At 71.2% G+C, this 23,630-nt stretch carries 22 protein-coding genes; 10 read left to right on the forward strand and 12 right to left on the reverse strand.

The window, feature by feature from the left end:
- The first annotated feature begins 17 nt into the window (after positions 1-17).
- Complete coding sequence (locus BFN33_RS07125; protein WP_069759051.1) at positions 18-1,001, forward strand: WxL protein peptidoglycan domain-containing protein; 984 nt, start codon at positions 18-20, stop codon at positions 999-1,001.
- A gap of 20 nt (positions 1,002-1,021) precedes the next feature.
- On the opposite strand, the gene BFN33_RS07130 is transcribed toward BFN33_RS07125, so the two are convergent.
- The gene (locus tag BFN33_RS07130; protein WP_069759052.1) at positions 1,022-1,360 is read right to left on the reverse strand and encodes a P-II family nitrogen regulator; all 339 of its coding nucleotides are present in this window, start codon (positions 1,358-1,360) and stop codon (positions 1,022-1,024) included.
- Positions 1,357-2,667 (reverse strand): ammonium transporter, encoded by a 1,311-nt coding sequence (locus BFN33_RS07135; RefSeq protein ID WP_069759053.1) that lies wholly within the window; start codon positions 2,665-2,667, stop codon positions 1,357-1,359. Before BFN33_RS07135 ends, BFN33_RS07130 begins: the two co-directional genes overlap by 4 nt.
- 174 nt (positions 2,668-2,841) lie before the next feature.
- Here BFN33_RS07135 and era point away from each other — a divergent pair, with 174 nt between their 5' ends.
- Positions 2,842-3,801, forward strand: coding sequence for a GTPase Era (gene era, locus BFN33_RS07140; protein WP_069759054.1), 960 nt, complete (start codon positions 2,842-2,844; stop codon positions 3,799-3,801).
- 133 nt (positions 3,802-3,934) lie between these two features.
- Here era and BFN33_RS07145 read toward each other — a convergent pair whose 3' ends face one another.
- Positions 3,935-4,795, reverse strand: a complete 861-nt coding sequence (locus BFN33_RS07145; protein WP_069759055.1) for a helix-turn-helix transcriptional regulator — start codon at positions 4,793-4,795, stop codon at positions 3,935-3,937.
- A 118-nt stretch (positions 4,796-4,913) separates the two neighbouring features.
- Here BFN33_RS07145 and BFN33_RS07150 point away from each other — a divergent pair, with 118 nt between their 5' ends.
- Positions 4,914-5,768: an NAD(P)-dependent oxidoreductase gene (locus BFN33_RS07150; RefSeq protein ID WP_069759056.1), complete on the forward strand. Its 855-nt coding sequence runs from the start codon at positions 4,914-4,916 to the stop codon at positions 5,766-5,768.
- Positions 5,769-5,862: 94 nt separating this feature from the next.
- Here BFN33_RS07150 and BFN33_RS07155 read toward each other — a convergent pair whose 3' ends face one another.
- From BFN33_RS07155 to BFN33_RS07170, 4 genes are read right to left on the reverse strand one after another with little or no spacing between them, the layout of a single operon-like run.
- Entirely contained in the window at positions 5,863-7,101 is a 1,239-nt protein-coding gene (locus BFN33_RS07155) for an MFS transporter (protein WP_069759057.1), read from the reverse strand.
- Positions 7,098-8,432, reverse strand: coding sequence for a GH1 family beta-glucosidase (locus tag BFN33_RS07160; protein WP_176742332.1), 1,335 nt, complete (start codon positions 8,430-8,432; stop codon positions 7,098-7,100). The genes BFN33_RS07155 and BFN33_RS07160 overlap by 4 nt, the downstream gene beginning before the upstream one ends.
- 46 nt (positions 8,433-8,478) lie before the next feature.
- Positions 8,479-8,745, reverse strand: coding sequence for a protealysin inhibitor emfourin (locus BFN33_RS07165; RefSeq protein ID WP_069759059.1), 267 nt, complete (start codon positions 8,743-8,745; stop codon positions 8,479-8,481).
- Positions 8,746-8,766: 21 nt separating this feature from the next.
- A complete protein-coding gene (locus tag BFN33_RS07170; protein ID WP_069759060.1) occupies positions 8,767-9,834 on the reverse strand; it encodes a M4 family metallopeptidase in 1,068 nt (355 codons plus the stop codon).
- A gap of 329 nt (positions 9,835-10,163) precedes the next feature.
- Between BFN33_RS07170 and leuA the strand changes: the two genes are divergently transcribed.
- The 5 genes from leuA to BFN33_RS07195 all read left to right on the forward strand — a co-directional run bounded on the left by leuA (position 10,164) and on the right by BFN33_RS07195 (position 16,966).
- On the forward strand, positions 10,164-11,885 hold the full coding sequence (gene leuA, locus BFN33_RS07175; protein WP_069759061.1) for a 2-isopropylmalate synthase: 1,722 nt from the start codon (positions 10,164-10,166) through the stop codon (positions 11,883-11,885).
- Between the two features lie 186 nt (positions 11,886-12,071).
- Positions 12,072-12,764, forward strand: coding sequence for a TerB family tellurite resistance protein (locus BFN33_RS07180; protein ID WP_069759062.1), 693 nt, complete (start codon positions 12,072-12,074; stop codon positions 12,762-12,764).
- 184 nt (positions 12,765-12,948) lie between these two features.
- Positions 12,949-15,024 carry an MMPL family transporter gene (locus BFN33_RS07185; protein WP_088245281.1) on the forward strand — a complete coding sequence of 692 codons (2,076 nt, stop codon included), beginning with the start codon at positions 12,949-12,951 and terminating at the stop codon, positions 15,022-15,024.
- On the forward strand, positions 15,021-16,304 hold the full coding sequence (locus BFN33_RS07190) for a sensor histidine kinase (RefSeq protein ID WP_069759064.1): 1,284 nt from the start codon (positions 15,021-15,023) through the stop codon (positions 16,302-16,304). Before BFN33_RS07185 ends, BFN33_RS07190 begins: the two co-directional genes overlap by 4 nt.
- Positions 16,301-16,966, forward strand: coding sequence for a response regulator transcription factor (locus BFN33_RS07195; RefSeq protein WP_069759065.1), 666 nt, complete (start codon positions 16,301-16,303; stop codon positions 16,964-16,966). The genes BFN33_RS07190 and BFN33_RS07195 overlap by 4 nt, the downstream gene beginning before the upstream one ends.
- A gap of 3 nt (positions 16,967-16,969) precedes the next feature.
- On the opposite strand, the gene BFN33_RS07200 is transcribed toward BFN33_RS07195, so the two are convergent.
- The 3 genes from BFN33_RS07200 to BFN33_RS07210 all read right to left on the reverse strand — a co-directional run bounded on the left by BFN33_RS07200 (position 16,970) and on the right by BFN33_RS07210 (position 19,449).
- Positions 16,970-17,905, reverse strand: a complete 936-nt coding sequence (locus BFN33_RS07200; protein WP_069759066.1) for a dihydrodipicolinate synthase family protein — start codon at positions 17,903-17,905, stop codon at positions 16,970-16,972.
- A gap of 96 nt (positions 17,906-18,001) precedes the next feature.
- Complete coding sequence (locus tag BFN33_RS07205) at positions 18,002-18,925, reverse strand: hypothetical protein (protein ID WP_069759067.1); 924 nt, start codon at positions 18,923-18,925, stop codon at positions 18,002-18,004.
- Positions 18,922-19,449, reverse strand: coding sequence for a SigE family RNA polymerase sigma factor (locus tag BFN33_RS07210; RefSeq protein ID WP_069759068.1), 528 nt, complete (start codon positions 19,447-19,449; stop codon positions 18,922-18,924). Before BFN33_RS07210 ends, BFN33_RS07205 begins: the two co-directional genes overlap by 4 nt.
- An 82-nt stretch (positions 19,450-19,531) precedes the next feature.
- Between BFN33_RS07210 and BFN33_RS07215 the strand changes: the two genes are divergently transcribed.
- A complete protein-coding gene (locus BFN33_RS07215; RefSeq protein WP_256122677.1) occupies positions 19,532-19,969 on the forward strand; it encodes a protein phosphatase in 438 nt (145 codons plus the stop codon).
- Here BFN33_RS07215 and bla read toward each other — a convergent pair.
- The gene (gene bla / locus BFN33_RS07220; RefSeq protein WP_079140706.1) at positions 19,944-20,870 is read right to left on the reverse strand and encodes a class A beta-lactamase; all 927 of its coding nucleotides are present in this window, start codon (positions 20,868-20,870) and stop codon (positions 19,944-19,946) included. The two genes, BFN33_RS07215 and bla, sit on opposite strands and share 26 nt — an antisense overlap.
- Positions 20,871-20,972: 102 nt before the next feature.
- Here bla and BFN33_RS07225 point away from each other — a divergent pair, with 102 nt between their 5' ends.
- Positions 20,973-22,094 (forward strand): abortive phage infection protein, encoded by a 1,122-nt coding sequence (locus tag BFN33_RS07225; RefSeq protein WP_069759071.1) that lies wholly within the window; start codon positions 20,973-20,975, stop codon positions 22,092-22,094.
- Here the strand turns inward: BFN33_RS07225 and BFN33_RS07230 are convergent.
- Positions 22,082-23,563, reverse strand: a complete 1,482-nt coding sequence (locus tag BFN33_RS07230) for an alpha/beta hydrolase (RefSeq protein WP_069759072.1) — start codon at positions 23,561-23,563, stop codon at positions 22,082-22,084. The two genes, BFN33_RS07225 and BFN33_RS07230, sit on opposite strands and share 13 nt — an antisense overlap.
- Positions 23,564-23,630: the final 67 nt, after the last annotated feature.

The raw sequence follows: 23,630 nt of genomic DNA on the forward strand, positions 1-23,630 counted from the left end.
CTTGGGGGTCCGCACCCATGCGCAAGCTGTACGTCCTCTTCCTGAGCCTCTTCCTGGTCACGGCCGCCGCACCCGCGCACGCCGCCGACAACGGCAGCTGGTCCGTGTACCCCGCCGCCTCCCGGATCGCGGCGCGGCCCTACTTCTACCTCTCCGCCGACCCCGGGCAGACCATCGACGACAAGGTGGTCGTCACCAACAAGACCGGTCGGCCGCTGACGTTCCGGCTCTACGCCGCCGACGCCTACAACACCGCCCGCGACGGCGGTTTCGCCGTGCGTACGGTCGCGGAGAAGCAGCGCGGGGTGGGCGTCTGGGCGAAGCCCGCGAAGACCCGGGTGACCGTCCCGGCGCACGGCAAGGTCACCGTGCCCTTCACGCTGTCGGTGCCCGAGGGCGCCGAACCGGGCGACCATCCCGGCGCGTTGGTGGCGCTGGACGAGCGGATCGACAAGGGCGACGGCGCGGTGGCGCTCGGTGTGCAGCGGGCCGTCGCCGCGAGGATCTATCTGCGGGTGGGCGGACCGACCGTGCCCGCGATCGCCGTCGAGGACGTCCGCGTCAGCCATCACCAGCCGCTGGTACCGGGGTTGGGGGACAGCGGTGCGACGATCTCGTACACCCTGCGCAACACCGGCAACGTGACCCTGAACCCGAAGGTGGAGCTGCGGGCGACGGGGTTGTTCGGGCGCACGCTGCTCGCCCGTGAACTCGCGCGGATCCCAGGGGAGTTGCTGCCCGGGCAGCGGGTCCGGCTGAGTGAGCCGTGGCGGGGCTCGCCGCAACTCGACTGGGGCGACGTGAAGCTGACGGCCAGCGCGAAGGACACGCGGGAGTCGGCGAGCGCGAGTTTCTTTGCCTTGCCGTGGTTGGTTGCCGTTGTTGTGTTGGTGGCGTTGATGGTGGGCGGGGGGGTGTGGGTTCGTTTGCGGGTGCGGGCCGGTGGGGGCTGGTCGCGCCCCGCGGCGGAGCCGCACATCGATGCAGCCCCGCGCCCCTAAGCCCTCCCGCGTCCCTCGCTCTAAAGCGCGTCCGGCCCGCGCTCGCCCGTCCGTACCCGTACGACCGTCTCCACCGGCAGCGCCCACACCTTGCCGTCACCGATCTTGCCCGTCCGGGCGGCCTTGACGACGGCGTCGATCACCGCGTCCGCGTCGGCGTCGTCGACGACGACCTCGATGCGGACCTTGGGGACCAGGTCGACCTGGTACTCGGCGCCGCGGTACACCTCGGTGTGGCCGCGCTGACGGCCGTACCCACTGGCCTCCGTCGCGGTCAGGCCATGGATGCCGATCTCCTGGAGCGCGGTCTTGACCTCGTCGAGGCGGTACGGCTTGACGATCGCGGTGATGAGCTTCATGCCTGGGTCTTGACCTTCTGGGCGGAGGGGACGGAGGACGCGCCGACCGGGGCACCGTGGCCCAGGACGCCGTGATCGTATGCGGTCTCGGCGTGCACCGTAAGGTCCAGACCGGTGTGCTCGTGCTCCTCGTCGGCCCGGAAGCCCAGCACCTTGTCGATCAGCTTCCCGATGCCGTACGTCACCAGGAAGGCGTACGCCCCCACGGCGACCACGCCCACCAGCTGCTTGCCGAGCTGGGCGAGCCCGCCGCCGTACAGCAGTCCCTCCGTGCCGCCGGTCATCTCCTTCACGGCGAACACGCCGATCAGAAGCGTGCCGATGACCCCGCCGACCAGGTGGACGCCGACCACGTCGAGCGAGTCGTCGTAGTTCAGCCTGAACTTCCAGCCCACCGCGTAGGAGCAGACGACACCGGCGGCGAGCCCGACGACGAGCGCGCCGAGGAGGGAGACCGAGCCGCAGGACGGGGTGATCGCGACCAGGCCCGCGACCGCACCGGAGGCCGCGCCCAGGGTGGTGGGGTGGCCGTCGCGCTTCTGCTCGACGAAGAGCCAGCCGAGCAGGCCGGTGCAGCCGGCGGCGAGGGTGTTGAGGAAGGCCGTGGCCGCGAGGCCGTTGGCGCCGAGGGCCGAGCCCGCGTTGAAGCCGAACCAGCCGAACCAGAGCAGGCCCGCGCCCAGGACGACCATGGGGAGGTTGTGCGGCCGCATCGCGTCCTTCTTGAAGCCGAGACGCGGGCCGAGGACGAGCGCGAGGGCGAGACCTGAGGCTCCGGAGGTGATCTCGACGGGCAAACCACCCGCGAAATCGAGCGCGCCGAGCTTGTCCAGGACCCAGCCACCGGGCCCCCACACCCAGTGGGCGACGGGAACGTATACGAGCAGCGCCCAGACCGGGACGAACACCAGCCAGGCCCCGAACTTCGCGCGGTCCGCGATCGCGCCGCTGATCAGCGCGGCCGTGATGATCGCGAAGGTGAGCTGGAAGGTGGCGAAGAGGAGGGTGGGGACGGTGCCGTGGACGCTGTCGGGGCCGAGGCCGCTCATGCCGGCATGCTTCAGGTTGCCGATCAGGCCGCCGAACGTGTCGTCGCCGAAGGCGAGGGAGTAGCCGGCGGCCAGCCACACCACCGTGACCAGGGCGATCGACACGAAGCTCATCATCAGCATGTTGAGGACGCTCTTCGTGCGGACCATGCCGCCGTAGAACAGGGCGAGGCCCGGGGTCATCAGCAGGACGAGGGCGGTGGCGGCGAGCAGCCAGGCGGTGTCACCGGTGTCGATGCCTTGCGCGGCGAGGGACATGGGGGTCTCCAACGAGGTGGGGGCTCGTCAGAGGGTCACCGGCGCGCGTTTCCTGTTGTGTACGAGGGTGTTTCCGTCGTGTTTCATTGCGCTTGGGTTTCCGGAAGCTCACGGTCGGGCCGGTGTGCGGGCGCCTGTGCGGCGGGGCTCTGTGGATCAGGGAGAATGGGGCGCATGAGCGTTCGCAGTCAGTCATCCGAGCCGCCGGCGTCGTCGCCGGCACCCCACCGCGCCGGCTTCGCCTGCTTCGTGGGCCGCCCCAACGCGGGCAAGTCCACCCTTACGAACGCTCTGGTCGGCCAGAAGGTGGCGATCACCGCGAACCAGCCGCAGACCACGCGGCACACGGTACGCGGAATCGTGCACCGGCCCGAGGCCCAGCTGATCCTGGTGGACACCCCCGGACTGCACAAGCCGCGCACGCTGCTGGGGGAGCGTCTGAACGACGTCGTACGCACCACGTGGGCCGAGGTCGACGTGATCGGCTTCTGTCTGCCGGCGAACGAGAAGCTCGGGCCCGGTGACCGTTTCATCGCGAAGGAACTGGCGGGGATCAAGAAGTCCCCGAAGGTCGCGATCATCACCAAGACGGACCTGGTCGACTCCAAGACCCTCGCCGAGCAGCTGATCGCCGTCGACCTGCTCGGCAAGGAGCTGGGCATCGAGTGGGCAGAGATCGTCCCGGTCTCGGCGACCGCGAACAAGCAGGTCGACCTGCTGGCGGACCTGCTGATCCCGATGCTTCCCGAGGGGCCCGCGCTCTACCCCGAGGGCGACCTCACCGACGAGCCCGAGCAGGTCATGATCGCGGAACTGATCCGCGAGGCCGCGCTGGAGGGCGTCCGCGACGAGCTCCCGCACTCCATCGCGGTGGTCGTCGAGGAGATGCTTCCCCGCGAGGACCGTCCCGCCGACAAGCCCCTCCTCGACATCCATGCCTTCGTCTACATCGAGCGCCCCAGCCAGAAGGGCATCATCATCGGCCCCAAGGGCAAGCGCCTGAAGGAGGTCGGCATCAAGTCACGCAAACAGATCGAGGCACTCCTCGGCACGCCGGTCTTCCTGGACCTGCACGTCAAGGTGGCCAAGGACTGGCAGCGGGATCCCCGGCAGTTGCGGAAGCTGGGGTTCTAGGGTCTTCGCCCCCGCCGCCCTTACCCGTCCCGTCCCTGGGGGCTGCGCCCCCAGACCCCCATCGGCCCGAAGGGCCCCGTCCTCACATGCCGGACGGGCTGAAATCGGCGGCGTAGGCGAGGAAGACTCCTCGTCAGATCTCGTGGATCGGTTCGTGCGGGGTCAGATCCTGCAAGCCCACCACCCGCAGCAGCTGCAGCCGCTCGTACGCCTCCGTCCCCGGGCGGGCCGTGTGGACCACCAGGAGGTGGCGGTGTTCGTGGCTGACCATGACCTCGCAGTCGAGTTCCAGTAGGCCGACCACGGGGTGCACGAAGCGTTTCGTCGCCTTGTCGCGCTGGGACACCTCGTGTTCGTCCCACAGGCGCGCGAACTCCTCGCTGGCCGCACGGAGTTCGGCCACCAGCGCGGTCGGTTCCGGATCGTCGGGGCGGGCCGCGGCCACCGCGCGCAGGGTGGCGACCTGGGTGCGCGCGTGGTCCGCTAGGTCCTCCTCGGGGAAGAGCGTGCGCGCGGTCGGGTCCAGGAAGAAACGCCGGACCAGGTTGCGTTCGCGGCGCGGGCGGGACATCGCGTCGCCCACCAGGGCCCTGGCCATCGCGTTCTGCGCCAGCACCTCGCCGCAGTCGTTCACCACCTGCGCCGGGGTGTCGTGCAGCCGGTCCAGGATCAGCAGCAGCCCCGGACGGACGTGCGCGGACGCCGTCTCGCGGCGCGGGGGCTCCTCGCCGGTCAGGTGGAACAGATGGTCCTGCTCCACGTCGGTCAGGCGCAGCGCCCGGGCCAGCGCGCTCAGCATCTGACGGGACGGGCGCGGGCCACGGGACTGCTCGAGACGCGTGTAGTAGTCCACCGACATCCCCGCCAGCTGCGCCACCTCCTCGCGGCGCAGACCGGGCGTGCGGCGCCGGGCGCCCGGCGCCAGACCCACGTCGGACGGGTTCAGCCGGGCGCGGCCACGGCGCAGGAAGTCGGCGAGTTCGGCTCGGTTCACCCCTCCAGCGTGCGGCACCGCGTCCGGCTTATCCAGGGTCTGCCGATCCCCCGATCAAGAGGTCTCTCCCGGTGCCCGCGCGGTCGTTCCACGCTGGTCCGGACGAGAGGAGCACAACATGCTGACTTTGGTGACAGGTACGACGGGACAGGTCGGCCGGCGCTTCGTGCCGAGGCTGCTGGCGCAGTCCCGGCCGGGGGAGCGGGTACGGGTGCTGGTGCGGGACACGGCCCGCGGTGAGCCGTTCGCCGAACTGGGCGCCGAGGTCGTCGTGGGAGATCTGCGCGACACCGACGTCCTCGGCAAGGCCGTCGCGGGCGCCGACGCGGTCGTGAACGTGGCCGCGGCCTTCCGCGGAGTGCCGGACGAGGAGGCCTGGGCCGTCAACCGCGACGCGGCCGTGGAGCTGGGCCGTGCCGCGGTGGCCTCCGGTGTTCGGCGGTTCGTGCAGGTCAGCACCGGTCTGGTGTACGGCGAGGGGCGGGGGCGCCCGGTGACGGAGGAGGACGAGAGTCGGCCCGGCGGTTCCATGTGGGGTGCCTATCCCGCGTCCAAGGCGGAGGCCGAACGGGAGCTGTTCGCGCTGGAGGGGCTCGACGTGCGGGTCGGGCGGCTTCCCTTCGTCTACGGCGAGGGAGATCCGCATCTCGCCCAGTCCCTGATGTGGGCGAAGAACTGGGCGTCGGCCCAGCGGCTGCACGTGGGGCACCATGTGGATGTGGCCCAGGGGTTGTTGCGGATCCTGCATGCGCCGGGGATCTCGGGGCGGGTGTACAACATCGCCGACGACGCGCCTGTGACGGCGGTGGAGTTGCATCAGCTCAACGGGGCCGAGATCCCGGGCGAGTTGTACGAGCGGGTGGATCCCGATCCGTGGCTGGTGATCATGTCCACGGGGCGGATTCGGCGGGAGCTGGGGTATCGGCCGGTGTATCCGTCGGTTTATGCGGCTCGGGAGGCCGGGGCGCTGTAACTCTCGGCCGGTTGTCGTCTGCGGGTCCGTTGTGGCTGGTCGCGCCCACGCGGCGGAGCCGCACATCGACACAGTCCCGCGCCCCTGGGGAAACCTAGTCAACGCCCCTTATACGGCCCACCAGCACCGCTCCCGCCAGACCCACCACCGCCGCCACCCCGTACAGCACCCGGTATCCCCCCAGGTGCGTGACGATCGGTGCGGCGATGGCGGGGGCGGCCACCTGGGGGAGGGCGTTGGCCACGTTGATGACGCCCAGGTCCTTGCCCCGGTCGAGAGCCGTCGGCAGGACGTCCGTCATCAGGGCGAAGTCGACCGACATGAACACCCCGAGGCCCACCCCCAGCAGCGCCGCCACGACGATCGCGCTCGGCCAGGTCTGCCACACCGCGAGCACTCCCGTGGCCACCGCCATCAGCACCCCGGACCAGCGCACGAAAGGCTTGCGGCGCCCCACCCGGTCCGACCAGACGCCGCCCACCACGACCGTGGCCAGCAGCGCCACGCTGTCCACCGCGGTCAGGATCAGCACGCCCCGCTCGGGGTCGTCGTAGTGCAGGCGGTCCCGCAGGTAGTACAGCAAATACAGAAGCACCAGCGCGTTGCTGAGGTTGATCAGGAAGCGGGTCAGCCAGGCCCAGGCGAAGTCGGGGTGGCGGCGGGGACTCAGCCAGAAGCCGCGCGCGAACGACCGCCACGACCAGGCGGGGCGGTCCGCCGCAGCCAGCCGGAGATCCCGGTGGCGCAGCACGTACGGCAGCACCCCCGCCAGCGTGAACACCGCGCACGCGGCATAGCCCGCCGCGATCCCGCCCGCCGCTGTCGCCAGCCCCGTGCCGACGACCGCGCCCAGGATCTGCGCCGCCCCGATCCAGCCGCCCACCGCGCCCCGCTGGAGCCGCGGCACCCGGTCCGGCACGGCCGCCGTGACCGCAGCGAAGGCCGCGTTCAGGGTCAGCTGGACCAGACACCAACCGAGCGTCATGACCCACAGGCCACCCGCCCCGCCGAGCACCAGCAACGACAGCGCGCCGCCCGCCGCACCGGCCACGATCCAGGGGCTACGGCGACCCTGGCGGGCGGTGGTCCGGTCCGACAGCGCGCCGAAGAACGGGTTCGCCGCCAGCGACACCACCGCGCCCACCCCGGTCACCCAGGCCAGCAGCGTCTCCTTCGACATGCCGGTGCCGGGGGCGAAGTCCTCCGCCTGCCGGGCCAGCAGGATCTGCAGCGGGCCGTACCAGCCCACCCAGATCGCCACGTTGGCGAGGGAGAGGGACGCCGCCCAGCCCTTGCCGACGCGCTCGACGGGCTCCGAGAGAGCCGTGCTCACCTCTGAGCCCGGAGCAGCTCCTGAAACCACGCGTACGACGCCTTCGGGGTCCTGGCCAGCGTCTCGAAGTCGACGTGCACCAGCCCGAACCGGCGGGCGTACCCCTCCGCCCACTCGAAGTTGTCCATCAGCGACCACACGAAGTACCCGCGCACGTCCACGCCTGCCTCGACCGCCTGGTGCAGCGCGCGGATGTGGCCGTCCAGGTAGGCGATCCGGGCCTGGTCGTCGACCCCCTCGTAGGAGCAGCCGTTCTCCGTGATGACGACGGGCGGGAGCCGGTCGCCATAGCGATCGTGGAAGGCGGTGAGGAGTTCCGTGAGCCCCTCCGGGACCACCGGCCAGCCGAAGTCCGTCACCGGTACGTTCTCGATCTCCTGGACGGAGAAGGGGAGTTCGGCGGGAATCGTCAGACCGCCGAACTCGATGTCCTCGCCCTGCGGGGCGCCCACGCGGGTCGGGGCGTAGTAGTTGACGCCGTAGAAGTCCAGCGGCTCACTGATGAGTTTGAGGTCGGCGGCGACGTCACCCGGCATCAACTCGCCCAGTCCCGAAGGGTATTCACCCAGCAGGACCGGGTCGGCGAACAGCCGGTTCAGCAGCAGGTCGTAGAAGTCCGCCGCCTCCAGGTCCGGTTGCTCCTGGGAGGCCGGCCACGTGGGCCCGTGCGAGTTGGCGATCCCGATGTCCGTGGCACCGGACGCGCGCAGTGCCTGCACGGCCAGGCCATGGCCCAGGAGTTGGTGGTGGGCGACGGGCAGCGCGTCGAACATCAGCTTCTTGCCCGGGGCGTGGGCACCGAGCGCGTGGCCGAACAGGGTGTGTTCGGCGGGCTCGTTGAGAGTGATCCACTTCTTGACGCGGTCGCCGAGACGGTCGGCCACCAGGGACACGTACTCGGCGAACCGGGACGCGGTGTCCCGCTCCAGCCAGCCGCCCTTCTCGTGCAACGCCACCGGCAGGTCCCAGTGGAAGAGCGTCGGGACCGGACGTACGCCCGCCGCGACCAGTTCGTCCACGAGCCGGTCGTAGAAGTCGAGACCGCCCTCGGAGCGCACCCGCGGCCAGGAGATCGAGAAGCGGTACGCGTCCACGCCCAGGCCGGCCAGCAGGGCGACGTCCTCGCGGTAGCGGTGGTAGTGGTCGCAGGCCACCGCCGCCGTCGAGCCGTCCTTCACCCGTCCCGGTTCGGCCGTGAAGGTGTCCCACACGGACTGCTCACGCTCGTCCACCGCGCCCTCGATCTGATGGGCCGAGGTCGAGACGCCCCACAGGAAGCCGGCCGGGAACTGGGGGAGGGGATGCTCTTGAGTCGCCATGCGCCGGATCATCCTTACCGGTGGGTAAGGAAGTCAACGGGCAGGCGTGAACAAGCAGTTACGCGCCCTCTTTGAGCACTTTCGAAATCAGTTCCCGCTGCTCCTCCGTCAGCCGGGGGTCGGCCGCGTACACCGTCCTGCCGTCCACGGTGATCTCGTAACTGAAGCCGTCCGGAACCCCGACGGGCCTGGTGCCCCGGCCGGCGGCGAGAGCCTTCTCGGCCAGGGCCCGCCATTCGTGGGCATCGGGCCGCCCGGAGGTGTCGACCTCCTTGTGCCGCTCGATGCCCGCGAACCCGCCCGTGCGCCGCACCTGAATACGCATGGGTCCCTGTCTAGTACGGACTCACAGGATCCGCACCCCGACCTGCTCCCAGGCCTTGGACACGGCCTGGAGTTCGTCGCCCTCGTTGAAGCGGGCCTTCGCCGCCGCGACCGTGAGCTTCGCGAAGTCGGTGAACAGGGCCCGGTCCGAGAGTTCGCCGCCGGTCAGGACGTCGTACCAGATCTGTCCCGCCCGCTCCCAGGCATGGCCACCGAGTGCGTTGGCCACCAGGTAGAACGCGTGGTTGGGGATACCGGAGTTGATGTGCACGCCGCCGTTGTCGCGACCGGTGCGGACGTAGTCGTCCATGGTCGCGGGCTGCGGGTCCTTGCCGAGGACGTCGTCGTCGTACGCGCTGCCCGGCTCCTTCATCGACCGTAGGGCCTTGCCGGAGACGCTGGGCGCGAGCAGGCCCGCGCCGATCAGCCAGTCGGCCTCGGCGGCGGTCTGGCCGAGCGTGTACTGCTTGATGAGCGAGCCGAAGACATCGGACATCGACTCGTTGAGGGCGCCCGGCTGGCCGTAGTAGGTGAGGTTCGCCGTGTACTGCGTGACGCCGTGGGTGAGTTCGTGGCCGATGACGTCGATCGGGATGGTGAAGTCGAGGAAGATCTCGCCGTCACCGTCGCCGAACACCATCTGCTCGCCGTTCCAGAAGGCGTTGTTGTAGTTCTCGTCGAAGTGGACGGTCGCGTCGAGCGGGAGGCCGTCGCCGTCGATCGAGTGGCGCGCGTAGGCCTTCAGATAGAGGTCGAAGGTGGCGCCGAGACCGGCGTAGGCGCGGTTGACCGTGGCGTCCTGGCCGGGCTCGGAGCCCTCGGCGCGGACCTTCCGGCCGGGCAGGTCCGTCTTGTGCCCGGCGTCGTAGAGGGTGCGCAGCGGCTGGTCCGACGGTGCCTTCGCCGTCGGCGCGGCCGCGAGGCCGAACTCGGTCGTCACGCGGCGGCGGCCGCGCAGCTCGCTGTCGCGCATCAACGTGCGCCGGGCGGGACCGGAGAGCGAGGGGTCGTCGTTCCTGGCCAGCTTGTCGAGGACATGCGGCGGAATGACGGTGCAGAAGACGGGCTCGAAGCCCCCGTGAGTCGTCATGCCCGGCACCCTTGCACTGAGTCATGACCGTGTCACTACCCGCAACCATGATTGGTGAAATATACGGACAGGGGTGCGCACGCTCCGTGACGAAGTGGTATGGCGCACTTTTTGTCCGCTTCTCTCCCTTTCGATTCCCCGGTCCCGCATACTGATACGGCGCCCCGCACGGGGAGCGGCTCCGCTAGCATTCTGCGCATCATGCGTTTCGGGCTGCTTCTTCTTAGCTGCCGCGGCGAGGGCCTGTAGTCCAGGTCGACTCCCTCCCCGCGGAGCTTCGCGTTGCGTGTCGGCCGTCCTTCCCGGACATCCTGAGGAGCCCCGCAATCATGGCGAACCGCCAGCAGCCCAGCACCATGCCGATCCACAAGTACGGCCAGTTCGAGCAGGTCGACATCCCGGACCGCACCTGGCCGAACAACCGGATCACCGTCGCCCCCCGCTGGCTCTCCACCGACCTGCGTGACGGCAACCAGGCCCTGATCGACCCGATGTCGCCCGAGCGCAAGCGCCGGATGTTCGACCAGCTGGTCAAGATGGGCTACAAGGAGATCGAGGTCGGTTTCCCGGCGTCCGGGCAGACGGACTTCGATTTCGTACGGTCGATCGTCGAGGAGCCGGGCGCGATCCCGGACGATGTCACCATCTCCGTACTGACCCAGGCCCGCGAGGACCTGATCGAGCGGACCGTCGAGTCGCTGAAGGGCGCCAAGCGCGCGACCGTCCATCTGTACAACGCCACGGCTCCCGTCTTCCGCCGCGTGGTCTTCCGCGGCTCCAAGGACGACATCAAGCAGATCGCCGTCGACGGCACCCGTCTGGTGATGGAGTACGCGGAGAAGCTGCTGGGCCCCGAGACCGAGTTCGGCTATCAGTACAGCCCCGAGATCTTCACCGACACCGAGCTGGACTTCGCGCTGGAGGTCTGCGAGGCGGTGATGGACGTCTACCAGCCCGGTCCGGGCCGCGAGATCATCCTCAACCTGCCCGCCACGGTGGAGCGTTCGACCCCCTCCACGCACGCGGACCGCTTCGAGTGGATGCACCGCAACCTGTCCCGCCGCGAGTACGTGTGCATCTCGATCCACCCGCACAACGACCGCGGTACGGCCGTCGCCGCCGCCGAGCTGGCCCTGATGGCCGGCGCCGACCGCGTCGAGGGCTGTCTGTTCGGGCAGGGCGAGCGCACCGGCAACGTCGACCTGGTCACCCTGGGCATGAACCTGTTCTCGCAGGGCGTCGACCCGCAGATCGACTTCTCCGACATCGACGAGATCCGTCGTACGTGGGAGTACTGCAACCAGATGGAGGTCCACCCGCGCCACCCGTACGTGGGCGACCTGGTCTACACGTCCTTCTCCGGCTCCCACCAGGACGCCATCAAGAAGGGCTTCGACGCCATGGAGGCCGACGCGGCCGCGAAGGGCGTCACCGTCGACGACATCGAGTGGGCGGTCCCGTACCTGCCCATCGACCCCAAGGACGTCGGCCGCTCCTACGAGGCGGTCATCCGGGTCAACTCGCAGTCCGGCAAGGGCGGCATCGCCTACGTCCTGAAGAACGACCACAAGCTGGACCTGCCCCGCCGGATGCAGATCGAGTTCTCGAAGCTCATCCAGGCCAAGACGGACGCCGAGGGCGGCGAGGTCACCGGCTCCGACATCTGGGCGACCTTCCAGGACGAGTACCTGCCCAACCCCGAGAACCCGTGGGGCCGGATCCAGGTCAGGAACGGCCAGTCGACGACGGACACCGACGGCGTGGACACGCTGCGGGTCGAGGCGACGGTAGACGGCGAGGACACCGTCCTCACCGGCAGCGGCAACGGGCCGATCTCGGCCTTCTTCGACGCACTGGCCAAGGTCGGCATCGACGCCCGGCTGCTGGACTACCAGGAGCACACGATGAGCGAGGGCGCCTCCGCGCAGGCCGCCTCCTACATCGAATGCGCGATCGACGGCAAGGTTCTGTGGGGAATCGGCATCGACGCGAACACGACGCGTGCGTCGCTGAAGGCGGTCGTCTCCGCCGTCAACCGAGCCGCTCGATAATCCCTCTGACCGGGGGTTTTGGGGCCTTGATCGCTGTATACGGCGATCAAGGCCCCGTCGTTTATCGGCCATCGGACCGTGGAGGTCACGAGCAGGTCTCGTCACGGGTGCTGACTCCGCCTCACTGATGTGGCTAACATCACGCAGACGCGGCGATGTTGCCGCGGCGTTACGCGGAGGTGCGACGTGCTGCCAGGACGGGGACGAACCGGTGCCGCCAGGCCTGCGCGCCTCCTGGGCACCCGTACCGCGTGGACGACCGTCGGCGACGGCGAGTTCTTCTGCCCCGGGTGCGGGGGCGACCGCAACTTCCAGCGCTTGACGGGCCGTCGCCGCCTCGTCCTGCTGGGCGTTCCGGTCCTGCCGCGCGGTGACACCGGCCCGGTGGTGGAATGCGCGGCCTGCCGACGCCACTTCGGCACGGACGTCCTCGACCACCCGACCACGACCCGGTTCTCCGCGATGCTGCGCGACGCCGTCCACACCGTCGCGCTCGCGGTCCTGGCGGCGGGCGGCACCTGCTCACGCACCTCCCTGGAGACCGCGGCCGCCACGGTCCGCGCGGCGGGCTTCGACGACTGCACGGAGGACCAGCTGGAGGCCCTGGTCGAGGCCCTCGCCGAGGACACCGGCCGGGTCTACGACCGCCCCTGCGGAGCCGGCCTCGCCATAGAGCTCCACGAGGCCCTCGACCCGCTCGCCCCCCACCTCGCCCCGGCGGGCCGCGAGTCGATCCTCCTCCAGGCCGCCCGCGTCGCCCTCGCGGACGGCCCGTACACCCCGGCGGAGCGGGACGTCCTCACGACGGTGGGCACGGCCCTGACGATCTGCGCGGACGACGTGACCCGACTGCTCGCGGCGGCCCGGACGCCGTCCTGAGGCTTTGGTCCCCGGGGGTGGTGGTGGCCGCCCGGACGCCGTCCTGATACTCCCCGGGGAGTAGTCCGCGCTCCGGGCCACCCCTGGCAGTACCCTCCGACTCGCCCTCCCGCCCGACGAACGCAGGCCCCTGCGCCGGGAGTCTGGAACCGAACCAGACGTCCGACCGGAGGGAGGCCCGTCGATGGGGGCCGCAAAGATGAGCGCACGGCGACGACGTGCCGTGCCCTGGCTGGTGCTGGGGTTGTGGATCGTCGTGCTGGCGGCGGTGTCGCCGTTCGCGTCGAAGCTCGCGGACGTGCAGCGGGACCGGGCCGTGGACTATCTGCCGGCGAGCGCGGACTCGACGCAGGTCGCGAAGATCCAGGACCGGCTGCCCGGCGGCGAGGCCACGCAGATGGTCGTCGTCTACCACCGGGACGGCGGGCTGACGGCGGCCGACAAGGCGACCGCCGCCGGGCAGATCGGGCGGATCGCGGACGCGCACACGCTCACCGCCGAGCCGCGGGGCATTCCGTCCAAGGACGGGACCACCGTGATGTATCCCGTCGCCAGCACCGAGCCGGGCACGGACGAGAAGGCCCGCGACCGCCTCGTCAACGAGGTCCGGGACATCGCGAAGGGCGAGGACGGTCTCGGCGTCGAGGTCGGCGGGGAAGGCGCCCTCGCCACCGATGCCGGCGAGGTCTACGACTCGCTCGGCGGGCCGTTGCTCTACACCACCGCCGCGGTGGTCGCCATCCTGCTGATCGTCATCTACCGCAGCCCACTGCTGTGGCTGGTGCCGCTCGGGGTCGCGGGCATGTCGGAGTTCCTGGCGCGGGCCGTCGCCTACGGGCTCAACCAGGGATTCGGGACCTCCGTCACCGGTCAGAGCTCCGGCATCATGACGATCCTCGTGTTCGGCGCCGGGACCGACTACGCGCTGCTGCTCGTCTCCCGCTACCGGGAGGAGCTACGGCGGACCGAGCGGCCGTACGACGCCATGGCGGCCGCGCTCAAGGGCTGCGGGCCCGCCGTGCTCGCCTCCTCCGGGACCGTGGCCGCGGGCCTGCTGTGTCTGCTCGCCGCCGACCTCAACAGCAGTCGTGGAATGGGCCCGTTGGGGACGGTCGGGGTGCTGGTCGCGCTCGCCGCGATGATGACGCTGCTGCCCGCGGTCCTCGTGCTGCTCGGCCGCCGGGTGTTCTGGCCGCTGGTGCCCCGGTACGGCAGCACCCCCAAGGTCCGCCGGTCGCTGTTCGCCGCGATGGGCAGCTCGGCAGGGCGGCGGCCGCTCACCGTACTGGCCGGCGGGGCCGTGCTGCTCGGGGTGCTCGCGCTGGGCGTGCTGAACCTGCCCGGCAGCATCAAGCAGGAGGACTCCTTCACCACCAAGCCCGACGCCGTCGCCGCCATGGGGACGCTCGCCCGGGCCTATCCGGAGCGGGGCACGCAGCCCATCGGCGTCATCACCCCGGCCGACCGCGCCGACACGACCCTCGCCGCGATCCGTGGCACCCAGGGCGTCGACAGCGCGCAGAAGGGCCGTACCGGAGACGGCTGGACCGAGATCTCCGTCACCGCCAGGAACGCTCCCCAGTCCGCCGGGGAGACCGCGACCATCAAGGCACTGCGGGACCGACTCGACGGCTCCTACGTCGGCGGGCCCAGCGCCGAGCAGCTCGACCTTAAGGACACCAACGCGCGGGACCGGAGGATCGTCGTGCCGATCGTCCTCGTCTCCGTGCTGCTCATCCTCATCGCCCTGCTGCGTTCCCTCGTCGCGCCGCTGATCCTCGTGGCCGCCGTGGTCGCCGTGTGGGGCGCCGCCCTCGGCATCGGCGGACTCGTCTTCGGGCCGGTGTTCGGGTTCGAGGGCACTGATCCCGGACTCGGGCTGCTGTCCTTCGTGTTCCTGGTAGCCCTCGGCGTCGACTACGGCATCTTCCTGATGCACCGCATGCGCGAGGAGTCCCTGGCCGGCGCCGAACCGGTCACCGCCGCCCTCACCGCGCTGCGCACGACCGGCGGGGTCATCGCCTCGGCGGGCCTGGTCCTCGCGGCCACCTTCGCGGTGCTCACCAACATGCCGCTGGTCCAACTCGTCGAGCTGGGCTTCGTGATCGCGGTGGGGGTGCTGCTCGACACCTTCCTCGTGCGGACCTATCTCGTCACCAGCGCGGCCGTCGCGCTGCGGCGGAAGGTGTGGTGGCCGGGCCCGCTGTCCCGGGCGCCCGAGCCGCCGGTCCAGGCCGAGCGTCAGCCGGAACGCGTGTGACGAGGTCACTCCTGGGCGCCCTTCCCTCCCGGAAGGGCGCCTTCCTGGCCGAGGATGACACCGTGCACGAGACCACGAGGCCCCGACTGGGGGACCGGATCATGGCGGCGGTCAACCGCGACCCGCGGACCGCCCCGCACGGCACCCGCAACGACGCACTGCTCGCCGTCGTGCTGGCGGTGGCGGCCGTGTGCGCCGCGCTGTTCACCGACGAGGCCGGACGCCCGGACGCCCTCGGTTGGACGCTGCTGCTGGCCGTCCATGTGCCGATCGTGTGGCGGCGGCGCCGCCCGTTGCTCGTGCTGGCCGCACTGGTGGCGCTGGTCGTGCCGTACCACGCCCTCGAGTACAACCACCTCGCGCCCACCCCGGCCGCCTACGTCGCCCTCTACACGGTCGCCGTCACCGGCCGCCCCCTGCGGACGGTCCTGACGGGCGCCACCGTCCTCGCTGTCTCCACGAGCGTCATGCTCACCGTCAGCGCCCATCAGGCCGTCGAACTGCTGCGGACCTCCGGCTGGATCATCGCGGTCCTCTTCTGCGGCATCGATGTCCGCTACTACCGCCAGTACGTCGCCTCCATCGTCGAGCGCGCCGTCCGCGCCGAACGCACCCGTGAGGAGGAGGCCCGCCGCCGGGTCGCCGAGGAACGGCTGCGTATCGCCCGGGACCTGCACGACCTGCTCGCCCACAGCATCACCCTGATCGGCGTCCAGACCTCCGTCGCCGCACACGTCCTGGCGGCCGACCCCGAACGCCTCGACCGGGAGACGGTCGCCAAGTCCCTCGACGACATCGCCGACACCTGCCGGACCGCGCGCGGCGAACTCCGTACGACCCTGGAGGTACTGCGCGAACACGGCCCGTCCGACACCCGCGGCCCGCTGCCCGGCCTCGACGGCCTGCCCGACCTCGTCGCGGCGGCCCGGCTCTCGGGCGCCCGCGTCGAACAGGACCTGCGCGTCCGCACCGATCCGCCGCCCGCCGTCGGCGCCGCCGCCTACCGGATCGTCCAGGAGGCGCTCACCAACGCGGTCCGGCACGCGGGACCCGAACCCGCCGTACGCCTGAGGCTGTACGACGAACCGGGCGCCCTGCGGGTGTCGGTGACCGACGACGGCACCGGGCCCACCCCCGGCGGCACCCCCGGCTTCGGGCTCGTCGGCATGCGGGAGCGGGCCCGCAGCGTCGGTGGCACACTCAACGCCGGACCACGCCCGGACGGCGGGTTCGAGGTGACGGCGGCGCTGCCGCTCACCATGGGGGAGGGAACCGTATGACCATCCGCGTGCTGCTCGCCGACGACCAGACCCTGGTGCGGGCCGCGTTCGCCATGCTCGTCGAGTCGGCGCGGGACATGGAGGTCGTAGGGGAGGCGGGCAGCGGACGGGAGGCCGTGGGGGCGGCCCGCGAAGTGCGGCCCGACCTGGTGGTGATGGACATCCGCATGCCCGACCTGGACGGCATCGAGGCGACCCGGCTGATCGCGGCTGACGAGGAGCTCGCCGGGGTGCGGGTGCTGGTCCTGACCACCTACGACACCGACGAGAACATCGTCGAGGCGCTGCGCGCGGGGGCCTCCGGTTTCCTGGTGAAGGACACCCGCCCGGCCGAACTCCTCGACGCCATCCGCACGGTGGCGGCGGGCGAGGCCCTGCTGTCGCCGGGGCCGACGGCCCGGTTGATCGAACGGTTCCTGCGCAGCCCGTCGCTGCCGGTGCCGGGCGGTGGGCCCGAGTGCCTCTCCGACCGGGAGCGCGAGGTGCTGGCGCTGGTCGCGCGGGGCCTGAACAACACCGAGATCGCCGAGGCTCTGGGCCTCAGTCCGCTCACCGCGAAGACCCACGTCAGCCGGATCATGGGGAAGCTTGGGGCGCGGGACCGGGCGCAACTGGTCATCGTGGCGTACGAGTCGGGGACGGTGACTCCGGGGACCCTGTAGAGCTCAGAGCAGCCCGGCCCCGGACAGGAATTCGCCCACCCGCGCGACCTCCGCCTCCGACAGCGGCACCTGCGGCTCCGCCGTCGCCGGGCATGCGATCACGCCCCGCAGGTACAGCGCCGCCTTGAAGGCGCCGAGCGCCGACGACGATGCGCCCATGCGGGCCCGGTCGCCCACGCCCACCATGCCGAACAGGGCGCACAGCCGCTCCTGTTCGGCGCGGGCGGCCTCCAGGTCACCCGCGCGGAACAGGCGGTCGAGACGGACGTATCCCTCGGGGTCGACGTTGGCGAGACCGGGCACCGCCCCGTCCGCGCCGACGGCCAGGGCCGCGTCGACGAGGAGTTCGGAGCCGGTGAGGACACTGAAGCCGGTGATGCCGGGGTGGGCGCGGGCGCCGGAGACGACCGTGCGGAAGCCGGCGAGGTCTCCGCTGGAGTCCTTGAGGCCGGCCAGGACGCCCTCGGCGGCCAGGTCCAGGACCACGTCCGCGGGGAGCTTGGTGTGGACACCGCTCGGCAGGTCGTAGGCGATGACCGGGACCGGGCTGCCGGCCGCGACCAGCCGGTAGTGGCGGGCGATCTCCGCCGGGTGGGTACTGGCGTAGAACGGGGCGGTGACGACCACCGCGTCGGCGCCCGCGGCCGTCACCGCCCGCACATGGTCCAGGACCCGGGCCGTCGTCATGTCGATCACCCCGGCCAGCACGGGCAGCCGGCCCCCGACGTGCCCGGTCACCGTCTCCACCACCAGCCTGCGCTGGGCGTCCGTCAGGAAGGCCGCTTCGGACGACGTACCGAGCACGAACAGCCCGTGCACCCCGCCCGCGACCAGATGGTCGACGAGCCCGAGCAGTGAGGGGACGTCGACCTCGCGGTCCGGTGTCAGGGGCGTGCAGACGGGCGGGACGACACCGGTCAGCGGGGCGGGCAGGGTCATCGGGGCTCCTCGGGATCGGCCGTCCCACTGATCATCCCGCACAGGGCGAGGGGGCGCCGACCCCTGTACGGCGCCCCCTCGTCCCGAGCCGCCTCGCTACTGCACCTGCTGGTACGACTTGTCCTCGGCGGAGTCGTAGATCAGCTTGCCGTCCTTGTCGTAGCCCTTGAGGTGCGGGTTCCTGGTGACCTGCTGGGTCAGAGTGCCGGAGGCGACGAACCAGCCGTGGTCGAGCACCGCCTCGCTGTCGGCGCCGCCGTAGGAGACGGTCACCTTGGCCACCGTCGGTTCGACCGTGCCGATGAAGCCCCAGCCGAACGGCAGCTTCCACCTGCCCTTGTCCAGGAAGGACTGCTGGTAGAGCTTGCCGCCGTTGGTGTCGGCCAGGACGGGCGGGGAGTCCGGCAGTCGGTCGCTGCCGACACTGGAGTTGAGCCCGGAGGCCTCGCCGTTCTTGATGTTGCAGATCAGCCGGGTCTCCTTCGGCTTCTCCTTCACGGCGACCACGAAGATGCCGTCACCGGGCGCGTTGGAGTCACCGGTGCTGTTGAGCGCCAGGATGATCCGGTACTCGTCGGCCTTGCCCAGATCCGGGGAGGCGACGCCGCCGCCGTGGTCCACGTGGTCACGGTCGTAGGCGAGGCACTTGTCCAGCCCCTCCGCGGCCTGCTCCAGCGTGATCCCGTCCCGGAGCTGCCCCGCCGTGGCCGGTCCCGCCGGACCACTGGGCGTGGGCGAGGGGGTCGGGGTGGGTGTCGGCGTGGCGCTCGCGGACGCCGTGGGTGTCGTCGTCGCCGTGTCGGCCGTCCCCGGGCCCCCGCCGCCCACCGCGAACGCCCCCACCGGCACCGCGGCCAGGGTCACCAGGACCGCCCCGGCCACCGCCACCTGGCGGCGCCGCTCGACCACGCCCTTGCGGCGGATCTGCGGATACGGCACCGGCGACGGCCGGATCGTGTACGCGTCCTCGGCGAGCAGCTCCCGCAGTTGCTCCTCGAAATCCCGCTCCTCTTCGCTCATTTCGTGCCTCCCTGCGGAGCGCGGTCCATGACCTGCGCGAGCCCCGGATACGTACGCAACTTCGCCAGCCCCTTGGACGCCTGGCTCTTGACCGTGCCCGGCGAGCAGCCGAGCACCTCGGCGACCTCCGCCTCCGACAGGTCCTCCCAGTACCGCATCACGACCACCGCCCGCTGCCGGGGCGGCAGCCCGGCCAACGCGCCCATCAGCACCCCGCGCTCCTCGATCCGCGCCACGGCCTCGTCCCGCCCCGCCCGCTCCGGCGGCGCGTCGGTCAGCGACTCCTTCACGCGCCGCTTGCGGAAGCGGTCACTGTTGCAGGTGACGAGCATCCGCCGGACGTACGCCTCCGGGTTGTCGCTGCCCGACACGCGCCGCCAGGAGCGGTACGCCTTCGCCAGCGCCGTCTGCGTCAGGTCCTCGGCGTGATGGGCGTCGCCGGTGAGCAGATAGGCGGTCCGCACGAGGTGCGACCACCTGGCTCTGACGAATTCCTGAAACCGATCCTCTTGTTCGGCCTGCATCAAGCACCCTCCCTCGCCCACCAGACCACGGTGGGAGCGGATTCGGTTGCCCGGGAGTCGATGACAGGTTCGAATGGGCTTCATGAACGGGTGGGACGAACAGGGCCCCGGCGTCCTCCGGTTGCCGTCCGGGCGCCTGGTACGGGGGCGTGGTCTCCGGCACGCGCTGGACCCGGACGCGCCGAGACCGTCGTACGGAATCTATCTGCTCGGCGCCGGCCCGCCGGAGGTTCCCTGGACCTCCCACTGGCTCCGCTGGCCGGACTTCCGGCTGCCTGCGGACCACCGGGAGGCCCGCGGCGTCTTGATCGACGCCTGGGAACGGTCGGCCGCCGAACGCGTCGAGATCGCCTGCGGAGGCGGTCGCGGCCGCACCGGAACGGCCCTGGCCTGCCTGGCGGTTGTGGACGGCGTGCCCCCGGAGAGGGCGGTGGCCTACGTCCGGGAGCACTATGACCGGCGGGCGGTGGAGACGCCGTGGCAGCGCCGGTACGTCAGGCGGTTCCGGCCGGTCGGGTGAGGGTGTCGGCGACCGCCCGCGCCGCGTCGGCGATCAGTGCGTCGTCCCGTACGGCGTCCTGCGCGGGCATCGTCGACAGCACGGCCAGGACGATCGGGTCGCCGTCGTCGGTCCAGACCACGCCCACGTCGTTGGCGGTGCCGTAGGAGCCGCTGCCCGTCTTGTCGGCGATCGCCCACGTCTTCGGCAGTCCCGCGTGGAAGCGGTTCACGCTGGTCGTGTTGTTGAGCAGCCAGTGTGTGAGCAGCTCACGGTCCCGGCGGTTCAACGCGTCGCCCAGGACCAGCCGGCCGTAGGTGCGACCGATGGCGTACGGGGTCGTCGTGTCCGTGTGCCGCCACGGCTCGGCGGTGTTGAGCTCGGGCTCCCAGCGGTCGAGGCGGGTCACCCCGTCGCCGAGCGAGCGGGCGAAGCGGGTGATCGCGGTGGGGCCGCCGAGTTCGCGCAGGAGGAGGTTGCCGGCCGCGTTGTCGCTGTAGGTGATGGCCACCTCGGCGAGCTCGGCGATCGTCATGCCCTCCGCGAGATGCGCGGCCGTCTGGTCCGAGCCCGGGATCACCAGGTCGTCCTCGGTGTAGTGGATCCGGCGGGCGAGGACCTCGCCGTCGCGGTCCAGGTCGCGCAGGACGGCGGCGGCCGCGAGGGCCTTGAACACGGAGCACATCGGGAAGCGCTCACCGGCGCGGAAGCGGACGGACCGCTCGGTGGCGAGGTGGTGGGCGAAGACGCCGAGGCGGGCGTCGTACCGCTCTTCCAGCGCGCGGAGGCGGGCGGTGATGTCGTCGGCGGCGGCCTGCGCGGTCGTGCCGGTCAGGACGGTGGCCGTGCCGGCGGCCAGGAGGGCGCGGCGGGACAGTTTTCCGGAGCCTAAGATCTTTCTCTCCTTCGCTCGGGGACGTATGCCGATCTCTTCAGTGATCGACGTCGACGGTCATCCCTTGGTTGCGCCTCCGTAGACCATCGGCGGACGGACAGACCCGTCCGCGGCCGACACAGTGGCGGCATGGAGAAGACAACGGGGATCAACCGGGCACAGTTTCTCGCCGGGGCCGCTGCCGTGGGGGCCGCGGCGCTGCTGTCCGCGGGACGGGCCGACGCGCAGGGACGACGGCGCGGACTCACCCGCCACGGCGTCGTCTACACCGTCGGCGAGGGCGAGACCCCCGCCACCGCCTGGAACGCCGCCCGCATGCGCGCCGACGTCCGCGCCATCCGCGACGACCTGCACGCCGACACCCTCGACGTCACCGGCGACGGTGTCGAACGCCTCACCGCCACCGCCGCCGAGGCCGCCGAACGCGGGCTGCACGTCTGGCTCCAGCCCACCCTCGGGGACGTCCCGCGGCGGGACATCCTCGACCACCTCGCCGAGTGCGGCCGGTTCGCGGAGCGGCTGCGCCGGCAGGGCGCGAGCGTCGAGCTCAGCGTGGGCTGCGAGTTCTGGCTGTTCGTGCCGGGCATCCTGCCGGGGGACACGGTCCTGGAGCGCGTCGAGAACCGGATGAAGGGCGACTACGACCCGGTGAGGATGCAGCGCGAGCTGGACCGCTTCACCGCGAAGGCGGCCGAGGTGGGCCGCTCGGTCTTCCACGGCCGCCTCAGCTACGCCGCCGCCCAGGACGACGAGGTCGACTGGAACCTGTTCGACGTGGTCGGCATCGACTACTACTCCTACTTCCGTCAACCACGGCAGTACGTGCGGGAGTTGCGGCAGTACCTGCGCTGGGGCAAGCCGGTCGCCGTCACTGAGTTCGGCACCTGCACGTTCGTCGGAGCCCCCGAGGCGGGCGGTATGGGCTGGGACATCGTCGACTACGACAAGAACCCGCCGGAGATCAAGGGGAACGTCGTCCGCAGCGAGCACACCCAGGCCGTCTACCTGACCGACCTCCTGGACGTCTTCGAGTCGATGGGCCTCTACGCGGCGATGGCCTTCGAGTTCCTCACCGCCGACGCCCCGCACCGCCCCGACGACCCCCGCCACGACCTCGACATGGCGAGCTACGGCATCGCCAAGGCGGTCAAGGACCGCCCCGACGACCCGCGTTCGGACTGGCACTGGGAACCGAAGGAGGCGTTCCACGCGCTGGCCCGCCGGTACGGACGGTGCGCTCACTCGCAGTAGAGGTCCGCGGCCGGTCGCCTGCCCGTGGCCAGGAAGCGGGACACGGTCGCGTCTCCGCACGCGGTGCCGTTGTCGAGGTAGGCATCGTGGCCGGTGGAGTCGTTGGTGACCATGACGGCACGCCGGCCGAGCGCCGCGCGGAGCTTGAGGGCACCGCTGAGCGGGGTGGCCGGGTCCCGTTCGTTCTGGACCATCAGGATGTTGGAGGGGCCGCGGTCGGTGATGTGCACCGGCGCCTCCTTGGGCTCCCAGGTCCAGTCGGCGCACGGCATCGCGTTCCTCGGCATGCCCCCGGTCAGCGGGAACTCGGCACGGCTCTTCGCCACGCCCTCCCGGTAGACCGCAGGGTCGCTGGGCCAGTCGGCGTCGTTGCAGATGGTGGCGGCGGCGACCGCGGTGACGTTCTGGAGGACGGCCTCGGGCGGGCCGGCCGGCGCGGGCGGCACCGTGCCCCGCTGGGCGGCGAGGATCAGCCGGGCGAGGACCGGGTAGTCGTCGGGGTCGTAGAAGGAGTCGAGCATCGTCTGGCGCAGGACGTTGCCGTTGAGCTCCGCCGGGTTGGCGCCCGGCCAGGGCATCGGCTCGCGGTCGAGACGGGCGGCGAGCTTCAGGAAGAGGGGCCGCACCTCGGCGGCCGTGTCGGCGAGGCGGTCCGGATTACCGGGCGCGGAGGCCCACTCGGCGAACTCCGGGAAGTTGTCCTCGGCACCCCGCTCGAACGCGGCGAGCCAGGCCCGCTCCGCCAGGACGGGATCCGGGTTGTCGTTGCTGTCCAGGACGACGCGGTCGGTGCGCTGCGGGAACAACTGGAGATAGGCGTCGGTGACATAGGTGCCGTAGGACACGCCCCACGCGGACACCTTGCGCTCGCCGAGCGCGGCGCGCACGCGGTCGAGGTCGCGGGCCTCGTTGAGGGTGCTGATGTGCCGGATGAGCTCGCCGCCGTTGCGCGCGCAGGCCTCGGCGACGCGCTTCCCCGCGGCCATGTTCGCGTCGACCGAGCCGTCCGGGGCGGGCCAGGGCAGCAGGGTCGTCCGGGCCAGGTCCCGCTGTTCGAGCCCGCAGTCGACGGCCGTCGAGGGTGCCATCCCGCGCGGCGCGAACCCGATCAGGTCGTAGGCGTCCCGCACGGACCGCGGCAGTTTCTGCCCCTTCTCGGACGGGTCGTTCATGCTGTCACCGCCGGGTCCGCCGGGGATCAGCAGCAGGGCACCGCGCCGGGCGTCCGGATTCTCGCTGCGGATACGGGAGACGGCGATCTCGATCTGCGGGCCGTCCGGGTCGGCGTAGTCCATGGGCACGGAGACGGTCGCGCACCGCTGACGCGGATCGAGACCGCTGCCCTCGCACTTCGTCCACTTCAGCGCCGGGGTGCCGGAGTCGGCGGAGGCGGACAGCGGGGTCACGACACCGAAGACGACGCCCGAGGCGGCGGCGATCAGGGCGAGGCTTTTCGTCATCTGCTTCATGGCAGGAGCCTCGCGGATCGAGCGCCATGACCCCATCCGGTCAACTGCCGTATCCACAGGGGGGTTT

Source organism: Streptomyces sp. LUP47B (genome assembly GCF_001746295.1).
Classification (GTDB): Bacteria; Actinomycetota; Actinomycetes; order Streptomycetales; family Streptomycetaceae; genus Streptomyces.

What these genes read in the sequence shown, in the direction of transcription:
- BFN33_RS07125 (WP_069759051.1), top strand. Translation starts at nt 18, where the DNA reads ATGCGCAAGCTGTACGTCCTCTTCCTGAGCCTCTTCCTGGTCACGGCC.
- BFN33_RS07130 (WP_069759052.1), bottom strand. Translation starts at nt 1,360, where the DNA reads ATGAAGCTCATCACCGCGATCGTCAAGCCGTACCGCCTCGACGAGGTC.
- BFN33_RS07135 (WP_069759053.1), bottom strand. Translation starts at nt 2,667, where the DNA reads ATGTCCCTCGCCGCGCAAGGCATCGACACCGGTGACACCGCCTGGCTG.
- era (WP_069759054.1), top strand. Translation starts at nt 2,842, where the DNA reads ATGAGCGTTCGCAGTCAGTCATCCGAGCCGCCGGCGTCGTCGCCGGCA.
- BFN33_RS07150 (WP_069759056.1), top strand. Translation starts at nt 4,914, where the DNA reads ATGCTGACTTTGGTGACAGGTACGACGGGACAGGTCGGCCGGCGCTTC.
- BFN33_RS07160 (WP_176742332.1), bottom strand. Translation starts at nt 8,432, where the DNA reads ATGATCCGGCGCATGGCGACTCAAGAGCATCCCCTCCCCCAGTTCCCG.
- BFN33_RS07165 (WP_069759059.1), bottom strand. Translation starts at nt 8,745, where the DNA reads ATGCGTATTCAGGTGCGGCGCACGGGCGGGTTCGCGGGCATCGAGCGG.
- BFN33_RS07170 (WP_069759060.1), bottom strand. Translation starts at nt 9,834, where the DNA reads ATGACGACTCACGGGGGCTTCGAGCCCGTCTTCTGCACCGTCATTCCG.
- leuA (WP_069759061.1), top strand. Translation starts at nt 10,164, where the DNA reads ATGGCGAACCGCCAGCAGCCCAGCACCATGCCGATCCACAAGTACGGC.
- BFN33_RS07185 (WP_088245281.1), top strand. Translation starts at nt 12,949, where the DNA reads ATGGGGGCCGCAAAGATGAGCGCACGGCGACGACGTGCCGTGCCCTGG.
- BFN33_RS07195 (WP_069759065.1), top strand. Translation starts at nt 16,301, where the DNA reads ATGACCATCCGCGTGCTGCTCGCCGACGACCAGACCCTGGTGCGGGCC.
- BFN33_RS07200 (WP_069759066.1), bottom strand. Translation starts at nt 17,905, where the DNA reads ATGACCCTGCCCGCCCCGCTGACCGGTGTCGTCCCGCCCGTCTGCACG.
- BFN33_RS07205 (WP_069759067.1), bottom strand. Translation starts at nt 18,925, where the DNA reads ATGAGCGAAGAGGAGCGGGATTTCGAGGAGCAACTGCGGGAGCTGCTC.
- BFN33_RS07210 (WP_069759068.1), bottom strand. Translation starts at nt 19,449, where the DNA reads ATGCAGGCCGAACAAGAGGATCGGTTTCAGGAATTCGTCAGAGCCAGG.
- BFN33_RS07215 (WP_256122677.1), top strand. Translation starts at nt 19,532, where the DNA reads ATGAACGGGTGGGACGAACAGGGCCCCGGCGTCCTCCGGTTGCCGTCC.
- BFN33_RS07225 (WP_069759071.1), top strand. Translation starts at nt 20,973, where the DNA reads ATGGAGAAGACAACGGGGATCAACCGGGCACAGTTTCTCGCCGGGGCC.
- BFN33_RS07230 (WP_069759072.1), bottom strand. Translation starts at nt 23,563, where the DNA reads ATGAAGCAGATGACGAAAAGCCTCGCCCTGATCGCCGCCGCCTCGGGC.